The 24,887-nt window shown below is 59.3% G+C and carries 18 protein-coding genes and 1 pseudogene; 12 read left to right on the forward strand and 7 right to left on the reverse strand.

Translation table 11 applies throughout. The features are described from left to right. Positions 1–11: 11 nt before the first annotated feature. Entirely contained in the window at positions 12–164 is a 153-nt protein-coding gene (locus CKW19_RS03690) for a DUF3309 family protein (RefSeq protein WP_007973689.1), read from the reverse strand. Positions 165–449: 285 nt separating this feature from the next. Here CKW19_RS03690 and CKW19_RS03695 point away from each other — a divergent pair, with 285 nt between their 5' ends. From CKW19_RS03695 to csrA, 3 genes are all read left to right on the forward strand, one after another. Next, positions 450–1,265 (forward strand): SDR family oxidoreductase, encoded by an 816-nt coding sequence (locus tag CKW19_RS03695; RefSeq protein WP_095056642.1) that lies wholly within the window; start codon positions 450–452, stop codon positions 1,263–1,265. A gap of 64 nt (positions 1,266–1,329) precedes the next feature. Beyond that, on the forward strand, positions 1,330–1,662 hold the full coding sequence (locus tag CKW19_RS03700) for a YnfA family protein (RefSeq protein ID WP_095056643.1): 333 nt from the start codon (positions 1,330–1,332) through the stop codon (positions 1,660–1,662). Between the two features lie 154 nt (positions 1,663–1,816). Next, positions 1,817–2,002, forward strand: a complete 186-nt coding sequence (csrA, locus tag CKW19_RS03705) for a carbon storage regulator CsrA (RefSeq protein WP_095056644.1) — start codon at positions 1,817–1,819, stop codon at positions 2,000–2,002. 5 nt (positions 2,003–2,007) lie between these two features. On the opposite strand, the gene CKW19_RS03710 is transcribed toward csrA, so the two are convergent. From CKW19_RS03710 to CKW19_RS03725, 4 genes and pseudogenes are all read right to left on the reverse strand, one after another. Then, a complete protein-coding gene (locus CKW19_RS03710) occupies positions 2,008–2,235 on the reverse strand; it encodes a YheU family protein (RefSeq protein ID WP_003199186.1) in 228 nt (75 codons plus the stop codon). A gap of 169 nt (positions 2,236–2,404) precedes the next feature. Further along, positions 2,405–3,608: pseudogene (locus CKW19_RS03715) on the reverse strand (osmoprotectant NAGGN system M42 family peptidase). A gap of 157 nt (positions 3,609–3,765) precedes the next feature. Then, the gene (ngg, locus tag CKW19_RS03720; RefSeq protein ID WP_095056646.1) at positions 3,766–5,514 is read right to left on the reverse strand and encodes an N-acetylglutaminylglutamine synthetase; all 1,749 of its coding nucleotides are present in this window, start codon (positions 5,512–5,514) and stop codon (positions 3,766–3,768) included. A 3-nt stretch (positions 5,515–5,517) separates the two neighbouring features. Continuing rightward, complete coding sequence (locus CKW19_RS03725; RefSeq protein ID WP_095056647.1) at positions 5,518–7,290, reverse strand: N-acetylglutaminylglutamine amidotransferase; 1,773 nt, start codon at positions 7,288–7,290, stop codon at positions 5,518–5,520. Positions 7,291–7,584: 294 nt separating this feature from the next. Here CKW19_RS03725 and CKW19_RS03730 point away from each other — a divergent pair, with 294 nt between their 5' ends. After that, positions 7,585–12,417: an NEL-type E3 ubiquitin ligase domain-containing protein gene (locus CKW19_RS03730; RefSeq protein ID WP_095056648.1), complete on the forward strand. Its 4,833-nt coding sequence runs from the start codon at positions 7,585–7,587 to the stop codon at positions 12,415–12,417. A gap of 4 nt (positions 12,418–12,421) precedes the next feature. On the opposite strand, the gene mnmC is transcribed toward CKW19_RS03730, so the two are convergent. Beyond that, the gene (gene mnmC / locus CKW19_RS03735) at positions 12,422–14,404 is read right to left on the reverse strand and encodes a bifunctional tRNA (5-methylaminomethyl-2-thiouridine)(34)-methyltransferase MnmD/FAD-dependent 5-carboxymethylaminomethyl-2-thiouridine(34) oxidoreductase MnmC (RefSeq protein WP_095056649.1); all 1,983 of its coding nucleotides are present in this window, start codon (positions 14,402–14,404) and stop codon (positions 12,422–12,424) included. Positions 14,405–14,704: 300 nt separating this feature from the next. Here mnmC and pap point away from each other — a divergent pair, with 300 nt between their 5' ends. From pap to CKW19_RS03750, 3 genes are all read left to right on the forward strand, one after another. Next, positions 14,705–16,228, forward strand: coding sequence for a polyphosphate:AMP phosphotransferase (pap, locus tag CKW19_RS03740; protein WP_095056650.1), 1,524 nt, complete (start codon positions 14,705–14,707; stop codon positions 16,226–16,228). Positions 16,229–16,330: 102 nt separating this feature from the next. Continuing rightward, positions 16,331–17,515, forward strand: coding sequence for a thiolase family protein (locus CKW19_RS03745; protein WP_095056651.1), 1,185 nt, complete (start codon positions 16,331–16,333; stop codon positions 17,513–17,515). A 305-nt stretch (positions 17,516–17,820) separates the two neighbouring features. Further along, positions 17,821–18,774 carry a DMT family transporter gene (locus tag CKW19_RS03750; RefSeq protein WP_095056652.1) on the forward strand — a complete coding sequence of 318 codons (954 nt, stop codon included), beginning with the start codon at positions 17,821–17,823 and terminating at the stop codon, positions 18,772–18,774. A gap of 94 nt (positions 18,775–18,868) precedes the next feature. On the opposite strand, the gene CKW19_RS03755 is transcribed toward CKW19_RS03750, so the two are convergent. Beyond that, on the reverse strand, positions 18,869–20,263 hold the full coding sequence (locus tag CKW19_RS03755; protein ID WP_095056653.1) for a class II fumarate hydratase: 1,395 nt from the start codon (positions 20,261–20,263) through the stop codon (positions 18,869–18,871). A gap of 193 nt (positions 20,264–20,456) precedes the next feature. Between CKW19_RS03755 and CKW19_RS03760 the strand changes: the two genes are divergently transcribed. The 5 genes from CKW19_RS03760 (at position 20,457) to CKW19_RS03780 (ending at position 24,886) form a co-directional block, all read left to right on the forward strand. After that, a complete protein-coding gene (locus CKW19_RS03760; protein WP_095056654.1) occupies positions 20,457–20,981 on the forward strand; it encodes a DUF2059 domain-containing protein in 525 nt (174 codons plus the stop codon). Positions 20,982–20,993: 12 nt separating this feature from the next. Then, positions 20,994–21,293: a BolA family transcriptional regulator gene (locus CKW19_RS03765; protein ID WP_095056655.1), complete on the forward strand. Its 300-nt coding sequence runs from the start codon at positions 20,994–20,996 to the stop codon at positions 21,291–21,293. A gap of 202 nt (positions 21,294–21,495) precedes the next feature. Beyond that, complete coding sequence (locus tag CKW19_RS03770; RefSeq protein WP_095056656.1) at positions 21,496–22,437, forward strand: rhodanese-related sulfurtransferase; 942 nt, start codon at positions 21,496–21,498, stop codon at positions 22,435–22,437. Between the two features lie 3 nt (positions 22,438–22,440). Beyond that, entirely contained in the window at positions 22,441–23,076 is a 636-nt protein-coding gene (locus CKW19_RS03775) for a DsbA family protein (protein WP_095056657.1), read from the forward strand. Next, positions 23,069–24,886 (forward strand): ABC transporter ATP-binding protein, encoded by a 1,818-nt coding sequence (locus CKW19_RS03780; RefSeq protein ID WP_095056658.1) that lies wholly within the window; start codon positions 23,069–23,071, stop codon positions 24,884–24,886. The genes CKW19_RS03775 and CKW19_RS03780 overlap by 8 nt, the downstream gene beginning before the upstream one ends. The last annotated feature ends 1 nt before the right edge of the window (position 24,887 follow it).

The following is a 24,887-nucleotide window of genomic DNA, read 5'->3' on the forward strand; positions in this document are numbered from 1 at the left end:
TTTTAAAAACGTCATATTCTGCCGAGCAAGAGCAGGATCAACAGCACTACCAACACTACGCCGATGATACCGGACGGACCATATCCCCAACTTCTGGAGTGTGGGAAGACCGGTAAACCACCGATCAGAAGCAGGATCAGAATGATGATAAGTATGGTGCCCATGTCTGTTTCCTTGTGGATAGGTTTGTGGATTGACCATGCCAATACCAGCCAGCGGGAATGACATAAATTCGAGCTGCTTAAAAAATCCGACTGTTGCCACGGCAAGAAAATTCCAAGTTTTTTAAAGTATTTCGGACATGTCCTTATTTCGGTTTTTGTTGAGCTAGTTGGTTCGGTCGCTTCCACGGTTTGCCTGGGCCATTCAGCAATCTGATGGAGCGTGGGTCGGGACATATCCTTCGCTACACTCGGTGCATCTTCCCGGACACAACAAGGCTGTTAGCTATGCAAAATCGCATGATGATCACTGGTGCGGGCTCTGGCCTGGGTCGCGAAATCGCGCTGCGCTGGGCGCGTGAAGGCTGGCAACTGGCCTTGTCTGACGTCAGCGAGCCTGGCTTGCAGGAAACCCTCAAACTGGTGCGTGAAGCCGGCGGGGATGGTTTTATCCAGCGTTGCGACGTTCGCGACTACAGCCAGTTGACCGCGTTCGCCCAGGCCTGCGAAGTCAAACTCGGCGGGATCGATGTCATCGTCAACAACGCGGGCGTGGCCTCAGGCGGGTTTTTCAATGAGCTGTCTCTGGAGGACTGGGACTGGCAGATCGCGATCAACCTGATGGGGGTGGTCAAGGGCTGCAAGGCCTTCCTGCCATTGCTGGAAAAGAGCAAAGGCAAAATCATCAACATCGCCTCGATGGCCGCGCTGATGCAAGGCCCGGCAATGAGCAACTACAACGTGGCCAAGGCCGGCGTCGTGGCGTTGTCGGAAAGCCTGCTGATCGAACTGGCGCACCAGGAAGTCGGCGTACACGTGGTGTGCCCGTCGTTTTTCCAGACCAACCTGCTGGACTCCTTCCGCGGCCCGACTCCGGCCATGAAGGCTCAGGTCGGCAAGTTGCTGGAAAGCTCACCGATCAGCGCTGCCGACATCGCCGACTACATCTATCAGCAGGTTGCTGCCGGCGAGTTCATGATCCTGCCTCACGAACAGGGCCGTATGGCCTGGGCGATCAAGCAGAAGAACCCGCAGTTGCTCTACAACGAAATGACCGTCATGGCCGACAAAATGCGCACCAAGGCCAAGCAAACCGCAAGCTGACCTTGCCCCTGTGCAGCGCGGTCGTTAGGGTGGCCGCCATCGGCCATCCTCGCGAGACACGTGCATGCTCAATTACCTGTGGTTTTTTCTTGCCGCGCTGTTCGAAATTGCCGGGTGCTTTGCCTTCTGGATGTGGCTGCGTCAGGGCAAAAGTGCCTGGTGGGTGGTGCCGGCCCTCATCAGCCTGACGCTGTTCGCGCTGCTGCTGACCCGCATCGAAGCGACCTACGCCGGGCGCGCCTACGCCGCTTACGGCGGCATCTACATCATTGCCTCGATCGGCTGGCTGGCGGTGGTCGAGCGGATTCGTCCGCTGGGCTCGGACTGGATTGGCGTCGCGCTGTGTGTGATCGGTGCGAGCATCATCCTGTTTGGCCCGCGATTCTCCGCGTCCTGACAGAAATTTCCGACTCTCAAACGAACCTGTCAGACCTTTCCGTCAGCAGAACAGGTCTGCGTTGTAGGGCGAGACTGATTTACCGCCACTGCATTGTAGGCGTGCAGCCAGCGGGGCATCTTCAAGGGCCGGTAACCCTTGAAGGACAGACCTCATGCTCGTACTCAGCCGCGTTGTGGGCGAAACAATTTCCATCGGTAACAACATTTCCGTGCGCGTTCTTGCGATCAACGGAAACAACATCCACTTTGGCGTCGAAGCACCTCAAGACGTTGCTGTACACCGAGCGGAGGTCTACGAACGCATCCAGACCAAAGTGGCGAAAAAGAAGGGCAACTGAAGGACTCAGTCAAACAGATGCTTGGGCACGTCGTGCTTGAGCATCAATTGGCATTGCTCGCTTTCCGGATCGAACACGATCAGTGCCTGCCCCTTGGTCAAGGCCTGACGCACGCGCAGGACACGGGTTTCCAGCGGGGTGTCATCGCCATTGTCGGTACCGTCGCGGGTCACGAAATCTTCGATCAGGCGGGTCAGGGTATCGACTTCAAGTTGGTCGTGGGGGATCAGCATAGGCACCTCGGTTTCAATCAATGGCGCGATGCTACGGCGATTGGGCGAGGACAGCCAGCCCGGGATTTTGTGTTGCCTGGGCTGACGCCATCGCGAGCAGGCTCGCTCCCACAGGGGAAGGCGATCAACTGTGGGAGTGAGCCTGCTCGCGATAGCGGTTTACCTGCAATCAAGGTCCCGGATCAGCTCTGCGAGCGCTGTCCCACCAGACTGTCCACCGACGGCACCCGCGTATCGCTTTCCATCTGGGTCTCGTGTTCGAGCTGATGACTGAAACGGTCCAGTGAACCCTTGGCCGGTTGCGCATCGCTGGCGAACACCGGCGGGCTGAGGATGTAGGCACCGAGCAATCGGCTCAGCGCGGCGAGGCTGTCGATGTGGGTGCGTTCGTAGCCGTGGGTGGCATCGCAGCCGAAGGCGAGCAGGGCGGTGCGAATGTCGTGGCCGGCGGTGACCGCCGAGTGGGCATCGCTGAAGTAATAGCGGAACAGGTCGCGCCGCGCCGGCAATTCGTTGTCACTGGCCAGGCGTAACAAATGCCGGGACAGGTGATAGTCATAAGGTCCGCCGGAATCCTGCATCGCCACGCTCACGGCATGTTCGCTGGAGTGTTGGCCGGGGGCGACCGGCGCGATGTCGATGCCGACGAATTCGCTGACATCCCAAGGCAACGCCGCTGCTGCGCCACTGCCGGTTTCTTCGGTGATGGTGAACAGCGGGTGACAGTCGATCATCAGTTCTTCGCCGCTGTCGACGATGGCCTTGAGCGCCGCCAGCAACGCGGCGACACCGGCCTTGTCGTCAAGGTGACGGGCACTGATGTGGCCGCTTTCGGTGAACTCCGGCAGCGGGTCGAAGGCGACGAAATCGCCCACGCTGATGCCCAGGGATTCGCAATCGGCGCGGGTGGCGCAATACGCATCCAGGCGCAATTCGATGTGGTCCCAACTGATCGGCATTTCATCGACGGCGGTATTGAACGCATGCCCGGAAGCCATCAGCGGCAACACGCTGCCACGGATCACGCCGTTGTCGGTGAACAGGCTGACGCGGCTGCCCTCGGCAAAACGGCTGGACCAGCAGCCGACCGGTGCGAGGGTCAGGCGTCCGTTGTCCTTTACCGCACGCACGGCCGCGCCGATGGTGTCCAGGTGCGCGGAGACGGCGCGGTCCGGGCTGTTTTTCTTGCCTTTGAGCGTGGCGCGGATCGTGCCGCGCCGAGTCATCTCGAAGGGAATGCCAAGTTCCTCAAGGCGTTCGGCGACGTAGCGCACGATGGTGTCGGTGAAACCGGTCGGGCTGGGAATGGCGAGCATTTCCAGCAGGACTTTTTGCAGGTAACCGAGATCGGGTTCGGGAATTTTGCTAGTCATGGAAACTCCTGATGAGGTGAGGCCATCGATGGTTTCGATGAGGGGATGTTTTTTGCCTGTCAGGCCGCTTTCGCTGGCAAGCCAGCTCCTACAGGCGTGCGCATTCGAATGCAGGAGCTGGCTTGCCAGCGAAGGGGCCAGTCCAGGCACCACAAAACTAAGAGACCACCGGCTGACTGTGCGGAAACAACAAATCCACAAAGCGCTCCGCCGTCGGTTGCGGTTCATGGTTGGCCAGCCCGGCGCGTTCGTTGGCTTCGATAAACACGTACTCCGCTTGATCGGCAGCCGGCACCATCAGGTCGAGACCGACCATGGGAATGTCCAGTGCCCGGGCGGCCCGCACGGCGGCGTCCACCAATGTCGGGTGCAGGATCGCGGTAACGTCTTCGAGAATACCGCCGGTATGCAGGTTCGCCGTACGCCGCACGAACAGATGCTCACCGGCCGGCAAAATGCTGTTGTAGTCATACCCGGCGGACTGCAAGGTGCGCTGGGTTTCTTGATCCAGCGGGATCTTGCTTTCACCGTCGGTGGCCGCTTGTCGACGTCGACTCTGGGCTTCGATCAGCGCACCGACGGCATGCTGACCGTCGCCCACCACTTCGGCCGGCCGGCGAATGGCGGCGGCGACCACTTGGAAGCCGATCACCAGAATGCGCAGGTCGAGGCCTTCGTGGAAGCTTTCGAGCAATACGCGGTTGTCGAAGCGGCGGGCGCTCTCGATGGCTTGCTGCACCTCTTCAATGGTCCGCAAATCCACCGCCACGCCTTGGCCCTGTTCGCCATCCAGCGGCTTGACCACCACCCGCTGGTGCTCGTCGAGAAAGGCCAAATTGTCGTCAGCGTTGCCGGCCAGTTGTTGGCACGGCAAGTTCAGCCCGGCCGCCTTGAGCACTTTGTGGGTCAGGCTTTTGTCCTGACACAGCGTCATGCTGATGGCGCTGGTCAGGTCGCTGAGGGACTCGCGACAACGCACCCGGCGCCCGCCGTGACTGAGGGTGAACATCCCGGCGTCGGCGTCATCGACCTGTACATCGATGCCGCGCCGGTGCGCTTCCTCGACGATGATCCGCGCGTAAGGATTGAACTCGGCTTCAGGGCCAGGCCCGAGGAACAGCGGCTGATTGATGCCGTTCTTGCGCTTGATGGCGAAGGTCGAGAGGTTGCGAAATCCCAGTTTGCTGTAGAGGTTTTTCGCCTGGCGATTGTCATGCAGCACCGACAAATCGAGATAGGCGAGCCCGCGACTCATGAAGTGCTCGATCAGGTGCCGCACCAGCACTTCACCGACACCCGGCCGGGAGCATTGCGGATCAACCGCCAGGCACCACAGGCTGCTGCCGTGTTCCGGATCGTTAAACGCCTTGTGATGATTGAGTCCCATGACACTGCCGATAATCGCGCCGCTGTCCTCGTCCTCCGCCAGCCAATACACCGGGCCGCCCAAGTGACGCGGCGTCAGCAGCGTGGCATCGATCGGCAGCATGCTGCGGGCCTGATACAACTGATTGACCGCCTGCCAGTCGGCCTCGCTTTGTGCGCGACGAATGCGAAAACCACGAAACACACGGGTCGCCTGACGGTAATCGCTGAACCACAAACGCAACGTGTCGGACGGATCGAGAAACAGCTGCGTCGGTTCCAGCCCCAGCACTTGCTGGGGAGCGGCGACATACAGGGCGATATCCCGCTCGCCGGGTTGCTCATTGAGCAATTCCCCGGCAAGGCTCGCAGCATCGGCGAAGGTATGGCCGATCAGCAACCGGCCCCAGCCGCAGTGCACAGCAATCGGAGCGGCGCCGAGTTCACAGCGATCTTCGGCCAGACGTGCCTGCAAGCGTTCATAAGAGGGCGCCTGACCGCGCAACAAGCGTTGGCTGATGGCCGTAGCATGAGGTTTCATCGATCAGATTCCTTGTTCGCTGAGCCACAGGTTCAGCGCAGCCAGTTGCCACAGCTTCGAGCCGCGCAAGGGCGTCAATTGACCTTGTGGGTCGGTCAGCAAGCGGTCGAGCATGGCGGGGTTGAACAGGCCGCGATCCTGGCTTGGATCCAGCAACAGTTCGCGTACCCAGTCCAGTGTGTCGCCTTGCAAATGCTTGAGGCCCGGCACCGGGAAGTAACCTTTCTTGCGGTCGATCACTTCGCTCGGGATCACCAGCCGCGCGGCTTCTTTCAACACCTGTTTGCCTCCGTCCGGCAGTTTGAATTGACCCGGCACGCGAGCCGACAATTCAACCAGGCGATAGTCGAGAAACGGCGTGCGCGCCTCCAGGCCCCAGGCCATGGTCATGTTGTCGACGCGTTTGACCGGGTCGTCCACCAGCATCACCGTGCTGTCCAGGCGCAAGGCCTTGTCTACCGCAGCATTGGCGCCAGGTTGTGCGAAATGTTCCTTCACGAAGTCGCCGGCGGCGTCATTGGCGGTCAGCCATTTCGGCTGCACGGTGGCGGCGTAGTCGTCGTAGCTGCGGTCAAAAAACGCTTCGCGATACGCGGCATACGGGTCGCTGGCGCCGTCCACTTGCGGGTACCAGTGATAACCGGCGAACAGCTCGTCGGCACCCTGGCCGCTTTGGACAACCTTGCAATGCTTGGCCACTTCCCGCGACAGCAAATAAAACGCGATGCAGTCGTGGCTGACCATCGGTTCGCTCATGGCGCGGAACGCAGCGGGCAATTGCTCGATGATCTCTTTCTCGGCGATACGCAGTTGATGATGCTGCGTGCCGTAGTGCCGGGCGATCAGGTCCGAATACTGGAATTCGTCGCCGCGCTCGCCGCCGGCGTCCTGGAAACCGATGGAAAAGGTCGACAGGTTTTCCACGCCCACTTCGCGCAACAAACCGACAAGCAAGCTTGAATCGACACCGCCCGACAACAGCACACCGACATCGACCGCCGCGCGTTGGCGGATGGCAACAGCGTCGCGAGTGCTGTCGAGCACACGATCGCGCCAGTCTTCGAGTGTCAGGTTTTTCTCATCGTCATGTGGGCCATAGGGCAGGGTCCACCAGGTTTTCTGTTCGGTGCTGCCATCGGCTTCAACACGCATCCAGGTCGCCGGTGGCAGCTTTTCGATACCGGCCAGCAAGGTGCGTGGCGCCGGGACCACGGCGTGGAAATTCAGGTAGTGATTGAGCGCCACCGGATCGAGGATCGGGTTGATGTCGCCGCCCTTGAGCAACGCTGGCAATGCCGAGGCAAAGCGCAAGCGTTGGCCGGTGCGCGACAGGTACAGCGGCTTCACGCCGAGGCGGTCGCGGGCGATGAACAGACGCTGGGCATCACGTTCCCAAATGGCAAAGGCAAACATGCCGTTGAGCTTGGGCAGCAAGGCTTCGCCCCACGCGTGATAACCCTTGATCAGCACTTCGGTGTCGCCACCGGAATAGAAGGCGTAACCGAGGTTTTCAAGCTCGGTGCGCAGTTCCGGGAAGTTGTAGATCGCGCCGTTGAAGGCCAGGGACAAACCCAATTGCGGGTCGATCATCGGCTGCGCCGAGCCGTCCGAGAGGTCCATGATTTTCAGGCGCCGATGGCCCAGGGCAATCGGTCCCTGGCTATGAAAACCCCAAGCGTCAGGGCCGCGAGGGGCCAGGTGATGGGTGATTCGTTCTACGGCTGCAAGGTCTGCAGGTTGATGATCAAAACGTAACTCGCCAGCTAATCCGCACATAAATTCCTTACCGGTTTTTCCGTTGGGGAGGGTCAATCGGTACCGCGCCAAAACGGCGGGCACTCAGAAACTGACCCGGCTGGGTGCTCGTAGTTTTAGATCGATGGGTTATAAGCGGGCCATTGAGGAGGACGAGGGCATGGCATAAGCCGTTAACACAGTGGCGGTAAATATTGCTGGGATCCATAGGAGTAGTTGCTTGGATGCCCCCGGATCTGATCCGGTATTCGAATTTTTAATTGCCAATGGCAGACCGTAGGCTGATAGAACCCAAATGCAATAAGGATATTGCTCATGCTGACTACTCCAGCAACAACACCGCCAGTCAACACTGTGACATCGGTTCAACGTCTCGAAGTTTTACTGAAACATACGGGTGAGCTGGCCAAGGCCGAAGCTCTGCAAGCGTCCATACCGCAGTGGTTGGCGAATGCGAGCCTGACGGCGTCGCAAGCACTCAATTCAGATCTTGCACAGTCCCGTCTTACTTACGCCAAAGCCGCAGAGTTACTCGGGCAACTCAAACCGATGGACGAGTTCTGCAAGCAGGCGCTGACGAGCAAACTCAAGGAAAAGTGGAAACTCGACATCGATGTCGAACAGGACACACTGGAGATCGTCGAAACAGTGGTTTCTTCGATAGGACTGGTGCCTGTTGGCTACGAGACGGGCAGCACCAACACGTCTCGCAGCCTGCTTCACGCCGCCATGGAGAACTTCACAGAGCAAGAGACAAAAAGCGCTGGAATCCCTTCGAAATCATTCATCAAAATCAACGGGGTACGGAGTTCAGACCCTGAAATAACCCCCGCGAAATTCGCCAAGCTCTGTCGAGAGCTCGACTGTGGTGCCCTTTATCAAGGTCACATCCAAAAGGTCTTGGCCGTTCCAGACAAACCCAAGGGCGATTCAGCTGCCGATGTTCCAGCGTCCACGGCTGACATCCGCCAGTTGAAGCTGCTGGATATGAAGGTTGCCGCTCATATTGCCCATTTGAAGCAGGACATCAGCCCTGCCGTTTACACGATGTTGCTGAATGTCATCGAGCAGGATGTCCCGGCAGAAAAAACCCAAGACGCTGTGTTTGATGGCGGCCCGGTGATCTGGCAAGGCTTGATGATTCATGACGCCTGCATTTGTGGGGCGTTGGTGTTTACCAAGGAATCCATCGACACGGCACCGTCGGCCAAGTGCGTGGTTTACATGCCGAATGAGCCTCGACGACCGTTGTACGAATACGAGTCTCTAGATGCCTTCAAGACTTATCTGGCCCTTCACCTGAAAAGCACTGGCTATAAACGGGTTTTCGTCGAGCAATACCTTCCAGGCCATGACAAGAGCGATTTTTTCACTGTTTTTGACAAGACCAAGACGCTGGGCACGCTAATCGCCATGCCCGCCGACACCTGTCTGGGCGATTTCTTTTTCAGCGCCTTCCTCAGCAAAACCCAGAAGTATGCGAAAACTCTCGCCGTTCCGAGTGCGGACGTCGATGCGCAACAGCGAGAAAAAACTATCCAGGCACTGCTCAATGGCGGGCTTTTGATGTTGAACGCCGCCTCCTTTTTTGTACCGGTGGTTGGTCAGTTGATGCTGTCGGTTGCGGTCGTCGAAATACTCGATGAAGTGTATGAAGGTGTGCGGGACTGGGCGCACGACGAGCGTGCCGAAGCGCTTTCCCATTTACTGAGCGTCGTCGAAAGCGTCGCGCAGATGGCTGCTTTTGCGGCGGGCGGCAAGGTTATTGCGACCGCCCTTCGTAAAACAGTGAAAGAGCAGGCTGCATTTTTCGACGGTTTCGAGGCTGTGACCCGCAATGACGGCAAAGCGCGGCTATGGAAAAACGACCTCAAGCCCTATCGGCAGATCTCTCCATTGGACGCCGATGTGGAACCTGATTCTGAGGGCGTCTACAAGCAAGGCGAGTTGTCTTCAATCAAGATGGATGGTGCCATTTTTCGGGTCTCTCGCGAGGCTGCGGGGCAGCCATGGAAGATCAATCATCCAATGCACCCAGACACGTTCAAGCCCGCCATTGAGCGAACAGTGGAGGGCGGTTGGCGACATGTTTACGAGCATACGCACGAATGGCCTGATAGTGCTTACGCATTGGAACGGACGGATCCACGCCTGAACGACCTGGGCAGTGAATTGTCTGTGATTGCCGATATCACCGACATGTCGCCCGCCAAACTGCATGCCTTGCATGAAAGTCACCTGAAGCTACCGCAACGGCTCAACGATTGTGTCGAACGGGTCAGGCTTGACCGCAAAATAACGGCACTGATCACGGCAATGGAGCGCGAAGAGACCGCCAACACGAACTATGTGCAGGAGCAATTGCAGGTGCTGCCGAAACTTCCCGGCTGGCCTGCTGAGCGTTTTATTGAGTTGATCGATGAAGACGAGGTTGTCCTCTCGCGTTTTCCGGAAACGGCGCCAACGGATGACATGGTCAATGGTGTGCAGGTCTGCCAGGAGCAACTTGATGCGGGAGAGTTGCTCGATACCGTCATCAAAGGCCTCTACCCGAAAGAAGTCGAAGCAATGATAGGCAGCGAGACGACGCAATCGAAATCAGTGTTGCTGGCAAAGGCAATTGCCAGCCATCTCAAGAGCGATCGTCAGCCGTTACTCGACTGGCTCTACAAAAAACACGATGGACCCGCCATCGGCGATGTTGCGACGCTGCGCGAACAGTTCCCTGATCTGCCTGTCCGGGTGGGACAAGAGCTTTTGGATAACGCGTCGGCCCGAGACCGAATTTTGCTGCGTGACCGCAAGATCCCCGGGCTCGATCTGGCTCGGCAGGCCCGAGAGGCAGGCGCAACGATAAGGCAGGACCGTGCGCTGATGGGACTGCACCTGCCACAACTGGCCAATGCCGATACCGAGAATCTGTCGCTGAGGTTGATGGATCAGGTTCAAGGCTGGGATGAAGGTTTTCGCCTCGAAGTACGTGATGGGTCAGAGACTGGCGCTCTACTGGACAGCGTAGGAAAGGAGGATGCAGCGCTGAAGGGCGTGATCGTCAAAACAGCCGATGGCTATCAGGTCACTCAACGCGATGGCTCGGCGGTGACGACCACGACAAACAAACAGCGGGTCGAGTCGATCTATCATGCGTTGCCTCAAGCCCAGCGCAGCCGAATGGGATTCACTGAAGTGGAAACAGTGGATGTCTCCACGCTGCGCTCAAGGTTGTTGGCGGCGGCCCCCCGCGATCAGGTACGCACCCGGCGAATGCTGGATAACGAGCGCCGCGAAGTAGCAGAGCACCTCTCTTCGTGTGCTCTGTCTGACCCCTCCGGTTCAGGTTCGCACTCAAGAGGCCTGATTCGTAAAGTCAGAAAGCTTTATCCGTTGTTCACCGACGCTCAGGCTTCAACCTTTCTGGATGAAGCGGGCAGTACTCATACGTTACGAGCCAATCGGATCAAGGCGCTCGAGCAGCAGCTCAAGACGTTGCGCCAAGTGCTGCATGTGTGGCGCGACAATGAAGTGGACATGGCAAAGCTGTCGGGACAGCTTGGCGATATCCGGGTGAGCCGTCGTCAAGTGGCCGATGCCATCGAAAACTGCTGGCGCCGGATAACGCCACCGGTTCGTTTGGGATATCAATCGCCTACCACACTCAAGCTGGAGCGAAACCCGGCAGGTCCGTTGCCGACGCTGACCGAGCAGGATGTTGCCCATGTCCGTAGTCTCTACCTCAAAGACATGGAGGCGGGCGATGAGCTGGCGTATTTCCTCAAACCGTTTAAAGGCCTTGTCCATCTGGAACTGGATGGAAACAAACTCACGCGATTACCGGAAGCGCTCTCGCACATGCCCAACCTGCAGCGATTGAGCTTGGACCGCAATCAGATAACCCTGACAGAACACACGTTGCGCAAACTCGCTGACATGACTGAGCTGCGCATGTTGTCCCTATCCGACAATCGGCTCGGTGCAACGCCTGATATCCGCAAACTGTTCAGTTTGCATTCTCTGGGGTTGAGCAATACTCACGCCACCGAGCTCCCTTTGGGGCTGAACCGCTTGCCCTATCTGGACATGGTGAATCTGCGCGGGAACCAGATCCGCGAGTTGCCGGACTGGCTGTTTGAGGCTCCCGCACAATTCGCCGAGGTGGTGAATCTGCGTCTTAATCCATTGTCCGAGGCCAGCCAGACGAAGCTGCAAGCCTATCGAGACAGGACTGGCCAAGGCATGGGATATCTCGACAATGACACCGCGGTGATCGATGAGCTGAAGGCTCGTGAGCTGTGGATGGCAAAGTCCTATGAAGAAAACTATGCCAGTCGCAACCGCGCATGGCAGGCGCTGAAAAACGAACCCGATTCGGCGGGTTTCTTCGGTCTGTTGGCAGAAGTGGGAGGCTCGGCGGATAGTCGCTATGTACGCGAAGACTTGACTCGCCGGGTCTGGAGTGTGATTGAGGCCGCCCAGGCTGATCCGGCTCTGTGTGAACGACTGCTGGTCATGGCTGAGAAATCCAGCTGTGGTGATTCTGCCGCGTTGATCTTCAGCAACCTCGAACTCGCCGTCGAACTCGACAGCATGGTTCGGCAATCAGCCAATACCCACGACGAGGTGGCCCAGTTGTTGAGGTTGGGGAGAAGCCAGTTCAATCAGGATTACATCGCCAGGATCGCTCGAGAACATATCCAGTCCAAGGCTAAAGCCAAGATCATCCTCGAGCCGACCGAGGTAGAGCTGGCTTTCCGTACCGGGCTGGCCGAAAGACTCTATCTTATGGGTCAACCCAGGCATATGCGTTATGCCTCGATTGCGGGCGTGACAACCGACGACCTGGACGCGGCGTACAACCGGGTGGTCGCTGCAAATATGTCCTCTGAACGGACGGCGGATTTGTGTCGACGTGAGTTCTGGGTCAACTTTTTGCGCACCCATCATGGCGAACAGTTCAGCGAACTCGCGGAGCCCTTTCATCAACGTTTGCAGAAGGCATTCGAAAGCGAGGCAAAGCTTGGGAACAAATATCTGCCGCTGATCGACACCATCAAGGTTGAGCAGCAGCAGGCCGAGACCACGCTGGTGGAGAAACTGACCAAGGCCGCTATCCAGGCCGAGGAAACGAAAACCTGCTTCGTCCTGGATTGACCTGTCAGGCCTTGCCGCGGATCAATCGACGCAAGGCGAAGCGGTTCGGATGACAGGCTTCTGCCACTGCCCGGGGCAAGGGCAGGGGCTCGTCATCGAGCCAGGCCGCGAGCAACTCGCCTGACAACGGCGCAGTGATCAATCCTCTCGAGCCGTGACCGCTGTTGACGTACAAACCTTCCAGCCAGGGGCAAGGGACGTCCGGGATACGCCGGGCGTCCTTGCTCAGGGCGCCATAGGCCTGCATAAACCCTTCTTCGTCAGCCAGTGGGCCGACAATCGGCAGGTAATCCGGGCTGGTACAGCGAAACGCTGCACGGCCTTCGAGCGCTTCAGTTTGCAGGGTGTCCGCGTCGAGCCTTGCAAGCAGGTCCGGCGAGATTTCCTCAAGCATTTTCAGGTTGCCGAGATGTTCGGCAGCCGTGGGGGTCAGGTCGTCACTATTAAAATCAAAACTGGCCCCCAGGGTGTGCTCGCCCAACCGTGCCGGTGCGACATAACCTTCGGCACAGACCACCGTGCTCAGGCTGCGACTTGCCGCGGTCTCGGGCAGGCGGGTGATTTGTCCGCGAATGCGTTTGAGGGGCAGCTCACGGCTGAAGGGGAATCGCTTGATTTCGGCCGCACCGGCCAGCACGACAACTGGTGCCTCGGCCAATAACCGGTCATCCGCCCAAGCCTGCCATTGACCGTTCGAGCGGCGTAAATCGAGCACGTCATGGTGGGTCAGCAACTCAATGCCGGGGTGTTGCGTTTGCCATTGGCACAAGGCGGGTGGATGGACCCACCCGCCTTCCGGGTAGAACAATCCACCGGATTGCAGATCGATACCTGCACGGCTTTGCGCCTGTTCCCGATCGAGCAATTGCAACAGGTGCTCAGGAAACGCGCTGGCCAATTGCGCCTGACGCTCGGCCTCCTTGGCATTGAACGCCAGTTGCAGGACCCCGCAGCCATCCCAATCGACACCACGGTGCAAGTGTTCAAGTACACGCCGGGTATGACCGAAACCGCTGATAATCAGTTGCGATAACGCCGTACCGTGGGCCGACAGTTTCAGATACAACACACCTTGCGGATTGCCCGAAGCCTCCTGCGCCAGCGCATCGTGACGCTCCAGCAAGGTCACTTGCCAGCCGCGTGCCGCCAGGCTTGCGGCACTGGCACAACCGGCCAGGCCGGCACCGATCACCAGGGCACGACGTTCACCATCCAAAGGTCTAGGACGAGCGAACCATGGTTTGGGCGGTGCGGGTGCCGGGAGTTCCTGCGGCCAACCGAGAAACACGCCGCGCAGAATTTCCCACTTGTGGCCGATCCCCGGCGTGCGCTTCATCTTGAAACCCGCGGCGTTCAGCAGGCGCCGGACCCAGCCGGTGCTGGTGAACGTGCTGATGGTCGAGTCGGGAGCGGCCAGGCGCGCGAGTTCGGCGAACAGTTCGGCGGTCCACATGTCCGGGTTTTTCGCCGGGGCGAAACCGTCGAGAAACCAGGCGTCGATCTGTGCGTCGAGTTGCGGCAGTTGCTCCAGCGCATCGCCGATCAGCAGGGTCAGGGTGACACGGCCGCCGTCCAGCACCAGGCGCTGGAAACCTTGATGGATTGCCACGTACTGCGCCAGCAGTTGATCGGCGAACACCTTGAGTTCCGGCCACAACGCCAAGGCGCGTTGCAGGTCGTCATGGCTCAGCGGGTACTTTTCGACACTGACAAAATGCAGCCGCGCACCGGCCGCGGCGTGTTGTTCGAACACCTGCCAGGCACACAGAAAATTCAGCCCCGTACCAAACCCCGTCTCACCAATGACCAGACGCCCGCCCTCCGGCAGCGCTGCAAAGCGCTCGGCCAAGCGGTTCTGTTCGATAAACACGTAGCGCGTTTCGTCCAGCCCCGATTTATCGGAGAAATACACATCATCGAACACACGCGAGTACGGGCGACCTTGGTCGTCCCAGTCGAGTTGGGCGTGGGGCAATACAGGTTTCATGGCAGGCTCGGCAACGGCAAGGCGGCCATTCTAGCCTGTGGTGAGGGGGCTTGCCCCCGTTGGTTGCGAAGCAACCCTGAAGCAACGCGACCAAGTTGTAGTAGTGACTGACCCCCAGTGTTTCTGGATACACGACGCTTTGCAGCCGCAAATGGTTGGCGCTGATTCTCGGGACGGCGTTGCCGTCCAACGGGAGCAAGCTCCCTCGCCACAGATTGCCTATCTGCCTCAAGGATGGATTTCTCCCACGCAGGAGAGGTCAATCCGCTAGTCTTGCTCACATCTGGAAGGGAGCCGTCCATGTTTGAATCTGCCGAAATCGATCACGTCATCGATAAAGAAACCTATGACGCCGAAGTACCTGCCCTGCGCGAAGCCTTGCTCGAAGCGCAATTTGAACTGCGTCAGCAGAGCCGGTTTCCGGTGATCATTCTGATCAATGGCATCGAGGGTGCCGGCAAAGGCGAGACGGTCAAGCTGCTCAACGAGTGGATGGACCCGCGTCTGATCGAGGTCCGCACCTTCGATCAGCAAACCGACGAGGAACTGGCACGGCCACCGGCCTGGCGTTACTGGCGAATGCTTCCGGCCAAGGGGCGCATGGGGATTTTCTTCGGCAACTGGTACAGCCAGATGTTGCAGTCGCGGGTTCATGGCCAGATCAAGGATCCGCGCCTGGACCAAAGCATCAACGCCGCCGAGCGGCTGGAGAAGATGCTCTGCGATGAAGGCGCGCTGATCGTCAAATTCTGGTTCCACCTCTCCAAAAAACAGATGAAAGCACGCCTCAAGGCCTTGGCCGACGACCCGTTGCACAGCTGGCGCATCAGCCCGCTGGACTGGCAGCAATCGCAAACCTACGACCGGTTCGTGAAGTTCGGAGAACGTGTCCTGCGACGGACCAGTCGCGACTACGCGCCGTGGCATGTGATCGCCGGGATGGATGCGCGCTATCGCAGCCTGGTGGTGGGCAAGATTTTGCTCGACAGCCTGCATCTTGCATTGAAACGACCGAAGATCCATCCGGCAAAAGTCAGCGCCGCGCCCGTGTTCCCCAGCGTCGATCAAGTGAACCTGCTCGATGCCCTGGATTTGAAACTGCGCCTGGACAAAAGCGACTACGAAGAGCAATTGGTGACCGAGCAGGCGCGGTTTTCCGGATTGATGCGTGACAAACGCATGCGCCGGCACGCTCTGGTCGCCGTGTTTGAAGGCAATGACGCGGCGGGTAAGGGCGGGGCGATCCGGCGGGTCGCGGCGGCACTCGATCCGCGTCAGTACAACATCGTGCCGATTGCCGCGCCCACGGAAGAGGAACGCGCGCAGCCGTACATGTGGCGTTTCTGGCGACACCTGCCGGCGCGAGGAAAATTCACCGTGTTCGACCGCTCCTGGTATGGCCGGGTGTTGGTGGAACGCATCGAAGGTTATTGCAGCCCGGCGGACTGGCTGCGTGCCTACAGCGAAATCAACGATTTCGAAGAGCAGGTCACCGAGGCCAGGGTGATTGTGGTCAAGTTCTGGCTGGCCATCGACAAACAGACGCAACTGGAGCGTTTCCAGGAGCGTGAGCAGATTCCGTTCAAGCGCTTCAAGATCACCGAAGACGACTGGCGTAACCGCGAAAAATGGGATGACTACCGTCTGGCCGTCGGCGACATGGTCGACCGCACCAGCACCGAGATTGCACCCTGGACCCTGATCGAAGCCAACGACAAGCGCTGGGCGCGGGTCAAGGTGTTGCGCACGATCAATCGGGCGATGGAAGAAGCGTTCGAAACGGCTGACCGTCATGACCGCAAAAAGCAAAAAGATGAGGATTGAACCGATGGTTACGCATACGCGGGGTGAATGATTGTCGCGGTCGGTAAAGGGGTGGACTTATGCTCGGTCCACTCTCAACCGACAACAACAATGAGGTATGCCATGCGTGAAGTGGTGATCGTCGACAGCGTGCGGACCGGCCTGGCCAAATCCTTTCGCGGCAAATTCAACATGACTCGTCCTGATGACATGGCGGCGCACTGTGTCGACTCGCTGTTGGCACGCACGGGCATCGACCCGGCCAGCGTCGAGGACTGCATCGTCGGCGCCGGCTCCAACGAAGGCGCGCAAGGCTTCAACATCGGTCGTAATGTCGCGGTGTTGTCGCGCCTGGGCGTCGGCACCGCCGGCATGACCCTCAACCGCTTCTGTTCATCCGGTTTGCAGGCGATCGCCATTGCCGCGAACCAGATCGCCTCGGGTTGCAGCGACATCATCGTCGCCGGCGGCGTCGAATCCATCAGCCTGACCATGAAAAGCGTCAACACCGACAACCTGATCAATCCGCTGCTCAAGGAACAGGTGCCGGGCATTTACTTCCCGATGGGCCAGACAGCCGAAATCGTCGCGCGTCGCTACAACGTCAGCCGCGAAGAACAGGACCTATACGCCCTGCAAAGCCAGCAACGCACTGCGCAGGCCCAGGCTGCCGGGTTGTTCGATGACGAGATCGTGCCGATGGCGGTGAAGTACCGCGTCGAAGACAAGGTCACCGGGCAGGTGCAGATCGTCGACGGCATCGTCGATCGTGATGACTGCAACCGTCCCGACACCACACTGGAAAGCCTCGCCGGGTTGAAACCGGTGTTCGCCGAGGACGGCTCGATCACGGCCGGCAACTCTTCGCAGTTGTCCGACGGTGCGTCCATGACCCTGGTGATGAGCCTGGAAAAAGCCCTGGAACTGGGGCTCAAGCCGAAGGCGTTCTTCCGCGGTTTTGCGGTGGCCGGTTGCGAGCCGGACGAGATGGGCATCGGCCCGGTGTTCTCTGTGCCGAAACTGCTCAAGGCCAAGGGCTTGCAGATTGCCGATATCGACCTGTGGGAACTCAATGAGGCCTTCGCTTCGCAGTGCCTGTACAGCCGCAATCGGCTGGAAATCGACAACGACAAGTACAACGTCAACGGCGGCTCTATTTCCATCGGCCACCCGTTCGGCATGACCGGTTCGCGTCAGGTCGGGCATCTGGTGCGCGAGTTGCAGCGACGAAACCTGCGTTACGGCATCGTCACCATGTGCGTGGGCGGCGGGATGGGAGCTACCGGGCTGTTTGAAGCGGTGCGTTAAACACCTCGGATGTGTAGCGACTGTTCAATAGCTATCGCTAGCAGGCTAGCTCCCACAGGGATCTGATGGGCGACACGGATCCAGTGTGGGAGCTAGCCTGCTAGCGATGAAGTCGACGCGATTTTTCTAGTCCCCCTTCAGCCAAGAAGCAGTTGTGGCGCCTGATGGCCAGATCGACGGCATTGCGCCAGATTAATGTTGCGACCCGCACAGTTTCATCCGCGGCCAGTTCCAAACTGTCCCTGTGTGCCACACGCCCCAGCGCCTAGAATGTCGCTTCTTGCCATAAGGCTTTTGGGGTTCACATGCACATTTCATCGGGTCGCTGGGTTTACGGTCTGTTTCTGGCCTTGTTGACCGCGTTGTTGTGGGGAATCCTGCCGATCAAACTCAAACAAGTGCTGCTGGTGATGGACCCGGTCACGGTGACCTGGTTTCGTCTGGCGGTATCTGGCGGCTGCCTGTTCATTTACCTGGCCGCGACCAATCGCCTGCCCAGCCGCAAAGCGCTCGGCCCACGCGGAGGCTGGCTGGTGTTGATGGCGGTGCTCGGTCTGGTGGGTAACTACGTGCTGTATCTGATGGGCCTGAACCTGCTGAGCCCCGGCACCGCGCAACTGGTGGTGCAGATGGGGCCGATCATGTTGCTGATCGCCAGTGTGTTTGTGTTCAAGGAACGCTTCAGCCTGGGGCAGGGGCTTGGTTTGCTGGTGCTGCTGATCGGCTTCGGGCTGTTTTTCAATCAGCGCTTGAGTGAACTGCTGACGTCGCTGACCGACTACACCGCCGGCGTCCTGTTGGTGCTGTTGGCGTCCACGGTCTGGACCTTCTATGCATTGGGCCAGAAGCAATTGCTGACGGTGTGGAATTCGCTGCAGGTGATGATGGTGATCTACCTGTTTTGCGCGGCGTTGCTGACGCCGTGGGTGCATCCGCTGGAAGCGCTGCAATTGAGCCCGTTGCAAGGCTGGTTGCTGTTGGCGTGCTGCCTGAACACCCTGATTGCCTATGGCGCGTTCGCCGAAGCGTTGGCGCATTGGGAGGCGTCTCGGGTCAGTGCGACGTTGGCGATTACGCCGCTGGTGACCTTCGCAGCGGTCGCCGTGGCGGCCTGGTTATGGCCGGACTTCGTGCATGCCGAGACCATCAATGGTCTTGGTTATGGCGGGGCGGTGCTGGTGGTGTTGGGTTCGGCGCTGGTGGCGTTGGGGCCTTCTTTGATTGCCGGGTTGAAGGCTCGGAAGTTACGGATGGCCTGAAGATCAAAAGATCGCAGCCTGCGGCAGCTCCTACAGGGAACATTCACATGTAGGAGCTGCCGCAGGCTGCGATCTTTTCGCTTCACTGCAAATCTCAGCCCTTGGCCCCGCCCTCCAGCATATTCTCCGGCCGCACCCACGCATCGAACTCTTCATCCGTCAGATACCCGAGTTGCAGCGCCGCTTCCCGCAAGGTCAGCCCTTCGCTGTAAGCCTTCTTGGCAATCTCGGCCGATTTGTCATAACCGATGTGCGGATTGAGCGCCGTCACCAGCATCAGTCCACGTTCCAGATGCTCAGCCATTTTCTCGGCATCCGGTTCCAGGCCGGCGATGCAGTGCTGCTGGAAGTTGCTGCAACCATCGCCCAGCAGGCGGATCGATTGCAGCAGATTGTGGATGATCACCGGTTTGAACACGTTCAATTGCAGGTGACCCTGACTGGCGGCAAAACCGATGGCGACGTCATTGCCCAGCACCTGACAGGCCAGCATCGACAGCGCTTCGCACTGGGTCGGGTTGACCTTGCCCGGCATGATCGAACTGCCCGGTTCGTTGGCCGGCAGTTTTACTTCGGCGAAACCGGCGCGTGGCCCGGAGCCCAGCAGACGCAAGTCATTGGCGATTTTCATCAGCGTCACGGCGAGGGTTTTCAGCGCACCGGACAGCGTGGTCAACGGCTCATGGCCGGCGAGGGCGGCAAATTTGTTGGGTGCGGTGATGAACGGCAAGCCGGAAAGGGCGGCCAGTTCAGCGGCAATGGCTTCACCAAAACCGTGGGGCGAGTTGAGCCCGGTGCCGACCGCCGTGCCGCCCTGGGCCAGTTCACAGACCGCGGGCAGGGAACTGCGGATCGCCCGTTCGGCGTAATCCAGTTGCGCGATGAACGCGGAGATTTCCTGGCCGAAGCTGATGGGGGTCGCATCCATCATGTGGGTGCGGCCGGTCTTGACCAGTTTCATATGGCGCGCAGCCAACTCGGCGAGCCCGCCGGACAATTCGCTGATCGCCGGCAGCAAATGCTGCTGAACGGCCTGGACGGCAGCGATGTGCATGGCGGTGGGGAAGCTGTCGTTGGAACTCTGGGAGCAATTGACGTGATCGTTGGGGTGCACCGGCGTCTTGCCGCCGCGCGGGTTACCGGCCAGTTCGTTGGCGCGCCCGGCGATCACTTCGTTGACGTTCATGTTGCTCTGGGTGCCGCTGCCGGTCTGCCAGACCACCAACGGAAACTGGTCGTCATGTTCGCCGTCGAGCACTTCGTCGGCCGCCTGTTCGATCAGCCGGGCGATGTCGGCCGGGATGTCACCGTTGCGATCGTTGACCCGGGCCGCGGCTTTCTTGATCAGTGCCAGGGCGTGCAGTACCGCCATCGGCATGCGTTCGTTGCCAATGGCGAAATTGATCAGCGAGCGTTGCGTCTGAGCACCCCAATAGGCTTCATCCGGGACTTCAACCTGGCCGAGGCTGTCGGTTTCGATACGGCTCATCTTGCACACTCCTGGTAGGTCCGATTGCGCAGTTTAGGCCGTGATCACCGGCCGTGGTTCCATCGGTCTGGATTTCACCCATTCAACCCCCCTAAATCAGGGCCGGCAAGGCTTGGGGTTGAGCGACACACTTTTTTAGGCGCAGAATGGTCGCCCTTGGGGTTTTACCTCGTCAGCTAGAAAAGGAAACTCGATGACTCGTCTTCGTGCCATCTGTACCGCCGTTGCTTTGGTCTGCGCCAGCGGCCAGGTTTTTGCCGACACCGCCAGCCATAACGCCAGTGCCGAGGCTTTCCTGACCCTGGCGCACGCTGACAAGCTGGGCACTCCGGTGTACATGCAAGTACAGCAGATGTTTGCTCAACGTTTTGCCCAGACCAAAGCTCCAGAGTCGAAAAAAGCCGTGCTGGAAACCTACCAGGCCAAGGCCAACGCCGCCCTGGACCAGGCCATCGGCTGGAACAAGCTCAAGCCTGAAATGATCAAGCTGTACACCAGCAACTTCAGCGAATCCGAACTCAAGGACCTGGTTGCCTTCTACAAGTCGCCACTGGGCAAGAAAGTCCTGGAAAAAATGCCGCAGCTGACTCAGCAGTCGGCCCAAATGACCCAGGCCAAGCTGGAAAGCGCCGTGCCGGTGGTCAACAAGCTGTTGGCTGACATGACGACCGAGCTGGATCCGAAAGGCGCCGCCGCTCCAGCCAAGAAAAAGCCTTAAGCGGAGTCCGGTATGACCATGCAACAACGCATCGAATCGACGCTGGCCCTGCTTCAGCCAGAGCATCTGCAAGTGCTGGATGAAAGCCACATGCACAGCCGTGGGTTGCAGACCCACTACAAGGCCGTGGTGGTCAGCGCGCAGTTCGAAGGCCTGAACCGGGTCAAGCGCCACCAGAAAGTCTACGGCACGCTCGGCGAGCTGATGGGCGAGTTCCATGCGTTGGCGCTGCATACCTACACGCCAGAGGAGTGGGCACAGATCGACGCGGCTCCGGCCTCGCCGACCTGTGCTGGCGGCAGCAAGCACTAATAAGCTGCACGTTCACCTGTAGGAGCCGGCTTGCTGGCGATGGCGTCCTCGAGATCGCTATCGCTGGCAAACCGCAAGCGGGCGTCAGCTCCTACAGGGATGGCTTTATTTTTGTTAGAATGCCCAACGCGCCGCTCACCCGGCGCGTTTTTTTTCGCATCCGGTTCACCCCTTACGAGGGTAGCCACCTGGAGATTTACCCATGACACAACAGATTGTCGTGGCGGCACTGTATAAGTTCGTCACCCTGGAAGATTACGTCGCCCTGCGCGAGCCCCTGCTGCAAGCAATGGTCGACAACGGCATCAAAGGCACGCTGCTGATCGCCGAAGAAGGCATCAACGGCACCGTGTCCGGTAGCCGCGAAGGCATCGACGGGCTGATGGCCTGGCTCAAGAACGACCCGCGCATGGACGACATCGACCACAAAGAGTCGTACTGCGACGAGCAGCCGTTCTACCGCACCAAAGTCAAACTCAAGAAAGAAATCGTCACCCTCGGCGTTGAAGGCGTGGACCCGAACAAAAAGGTCGGCACCTACGTTGATCCACAGGACTGGAACGCGTTGATCAGCGATCCGGAAGTGTTGTTGATCGATACCCGTAACGATTACGAAGTCTCGATCGGCACCTTCGAAGGCGCCATCGACCCGAAAACCACCAGTTTTCGCGAATTTCCCGACTACATCAAAGCCAACTTCGACCCGGCCGTGCACAAGAAGGTTGCGATGTTCTGCACCGGCGGCATTCGCTGCGAGAAGGCCTCGAGCTACATGCTCAACGAAGGTTACGGTGAGGTCTATCACCTCAAGGGCGGTATCCTGAAGTACCTCGAAGAGGTGCCGCAGGAAGAAACCAAATGGCAGGGCGACTGCTTCGTGTTCGATAACCGCGTGACGGTTCGCCACGACTTGAGTGAAGGCGATTACGATCAATGCCATGCCTGCCGCACGCCAGTCAGCGTTGAAGATCGCGCTTCCGAGCATTACGTGGCCGGTATCAGCTGCCCGCATTGCTGGGATAAATTGAGCGAAAAAACCCGTCGCAGCGCCATCGATCGGCAAAAGCAGATCGAACTGGCCAAAGCCCGTAACCAGCCGCACCCGATCGGCTACAACTATAAGCAAGCACCTTCCGAGGTCTGAACCATGTCTGCGCGCCTGCTCTATGTGATGGATCCGATGTGTTCCTGGTGTTGGGGGTTTGCCCCGGTCGCCAATGCATTGGTCGAGCAGGCGCAAGCCGCCGGCGTGGAGGTGCATCTGATCGTGGGTGGTTTGCGCACCGGCAGCGGCTCGGCATTGGAACCGACCACCCGGCGCTACATTCTTGAGCACTGGCAGGCGGTCACCGAGGCCACCGGCCAGCCCTTCAAACTCGAAGGGGCGTTGCCGGACGGTTTTGTCTACGACACCGAGCCGGCCTGCCGGGCATTGGTGACAGCGCGCAGCCTCGCGCCGGATTGTGCCTGGAAACTGCTGGGGCTGATTCAGCACGCGTTTTATGCCGAAGGTCGGGATGTCACCCGTGCCAGCGTGTTGGTGGAACTGGCCGAGCAGGCTGGTGTGCCGCGTATCGAGTTCGCTGCCGCGTTCGACCGTGCCGATATGCACACCGCCACCGAAGCCGATTTCACTTGGGTGCAAGACCTGGGCATCGCCGGTTTTCCGACCCTGCTGGCTGAACGTAACGGCCAATTGGCGCTGCTGACCAATGGTTATCAGCCACTGAACGAGCTGTCCCCGCTCCTCGGCCGTTGGCTGGAGCGCGCCGCCTGTGCATGACCTGCCCGACGATGTTCCAACCGAAAAACGTGTCGACCGTCTGAGCTGGGCGGAAATCCGCCGCCTGGCCCTGCATCATAAAAAGTCCCTGTGGATCGCCAACGGCGTGGCCGTGCTCGCGACGCTGTGCAGCGTGCCGATCCCGTTGCTGTTGCCGTTACTGGTGGACGAAGTGCTGCTGGGGCACGGCGATTCTGCACTGAAAGTCATGAACCTCGCGCTGCCCGAGGTTTGGCAAAAAGCCGCGGGCTACATCGGCCTGATGCTGGTGGTGACCCTGGTCCTGCGCTGTTCGGCCTTGCTGTTCAACGTGGTGCAGGCGCGATTGTTCGCCGCGTTGGCCAAAGACATCGTCTACCGCATTCGCTTGCGCCTGATCGAACGACTCAAGCGCATCTCGCTCGGTGAATACGAGAGCCTGGGCAGCGGCACGGTGACCACGCATTTGGTCACAGATCTCGACACCCTGGACAAATTCGTCGGCGAAACCCTCAGTCGCTTCCTTGTGGCCATGCTGACCCTGGTCGGCACCGCTGGCATTCTGATGTGGATGCACTGGAAACTGGCGCTGCTGATTCTGCTGTTCAATCCGCTGGTGATCTACGCCACGGTGCAGTTGGGCAAGCGGGTCAAACACCTGAAAAAACTCGAGAACGACAGCACTTCGCGCTTCACCCAGGCATTGACCGAAACACTGGATTCCATCCAGGAAGTGCGCGCCGGCAACCGGCAGGGGTTCTTCCTCGGTCGCCTCGGGCAACGTGCCCGGGAAGTCCGTGATTACGCGGTGAACTCGCAGTGGAAAACCGATGCCTCGAACCGTGCCAGCGGTTTGCTGTTCCAGTTCGGTATCGATATTTTCCGTGCGGCGGCGATGCTCACCGTGCTGTTCTCCGACCTGTCCATCGGCCAGATGCTCGCGGTGTTCAGTTACCTTTGGTTCATGATCGGCCCGGTGGAACAACTGCTGAACCTGCAATATGCCTACTACGCCGCCGGCGGTGCGTTGTCGCGGATCAACGAGTTGCTGTCCCGTGCCGATGAGCCCGAGTATCCGGGCGGCGTCGATCCGTTCAACGGTCGCGAGACGGTCGGACTTGAAGTGCAGGGATTGAGTTTTGGTTACGGTGACGAACTGGTCTTGAACCAGATGAACCTGTCCATCGCTCCCGGTGAGAAGGTCGCGATCGTCGGTGCCAGTGGCGGCGGCAAGAGCACGCTGGTGCAATTGCTGCTGGGCTTGTACACGCCACTGGCCGGGACCATCCGCTTCGGCGGCTCGACCCAGCAAGAGATCGGCCTGGAAACCGTGCGGGAAAACGTCGCCGTGGTGCTTCAACACCCGGCGCTGTTCAACGACACCATTCGGGCCAACCTGACCATGGGCCGTGAGCGCAGCGACGAGGCGTGCTGGCAGGCCCTGGAAATCGCGCAGCTGCACAGCACGGTCCGCGAGTTGCCCAATGGCCTGGACAGCATCGTCGGGCGATCCGGCGTGCGTTTATCCGGCGGTCAGCGCCAACGCCTGGCGATTGCCCGGATGGTATTGGCCGAACCCAAAGTGGTGATCCTCGACGAGGCCACCTCCGCATTGGATGCCGCCACCGAATACAACCTGCATCAGGCGCTGGCGCGTTTCCTGAGCAATCGCACCACGCTGATCATTGCCCATCGACTCTCTGCGGTGAAACAGGCCGATCGCGTGCTGGTATTCGACGGCGGACAAATTGCCGAAGATGGCGACCACCAGCAACTGATCGCCGATGGTGGTTTGTACGCCAAGCTTTATGGGCATCTGCAGCAGTTGTAAC

Origin of the sequence: Pseudomonas sp. Irchel s3f7 (genome assembly GCF_900187615.1) — a bacterium.
In the GTDB taxonomy this organism is placed as follows: Bacteria; Pseudomonadota; Gammaproteobacteria; order Pseudomonadales; family Pseudomonadaceae; genus Aquipseudomonas.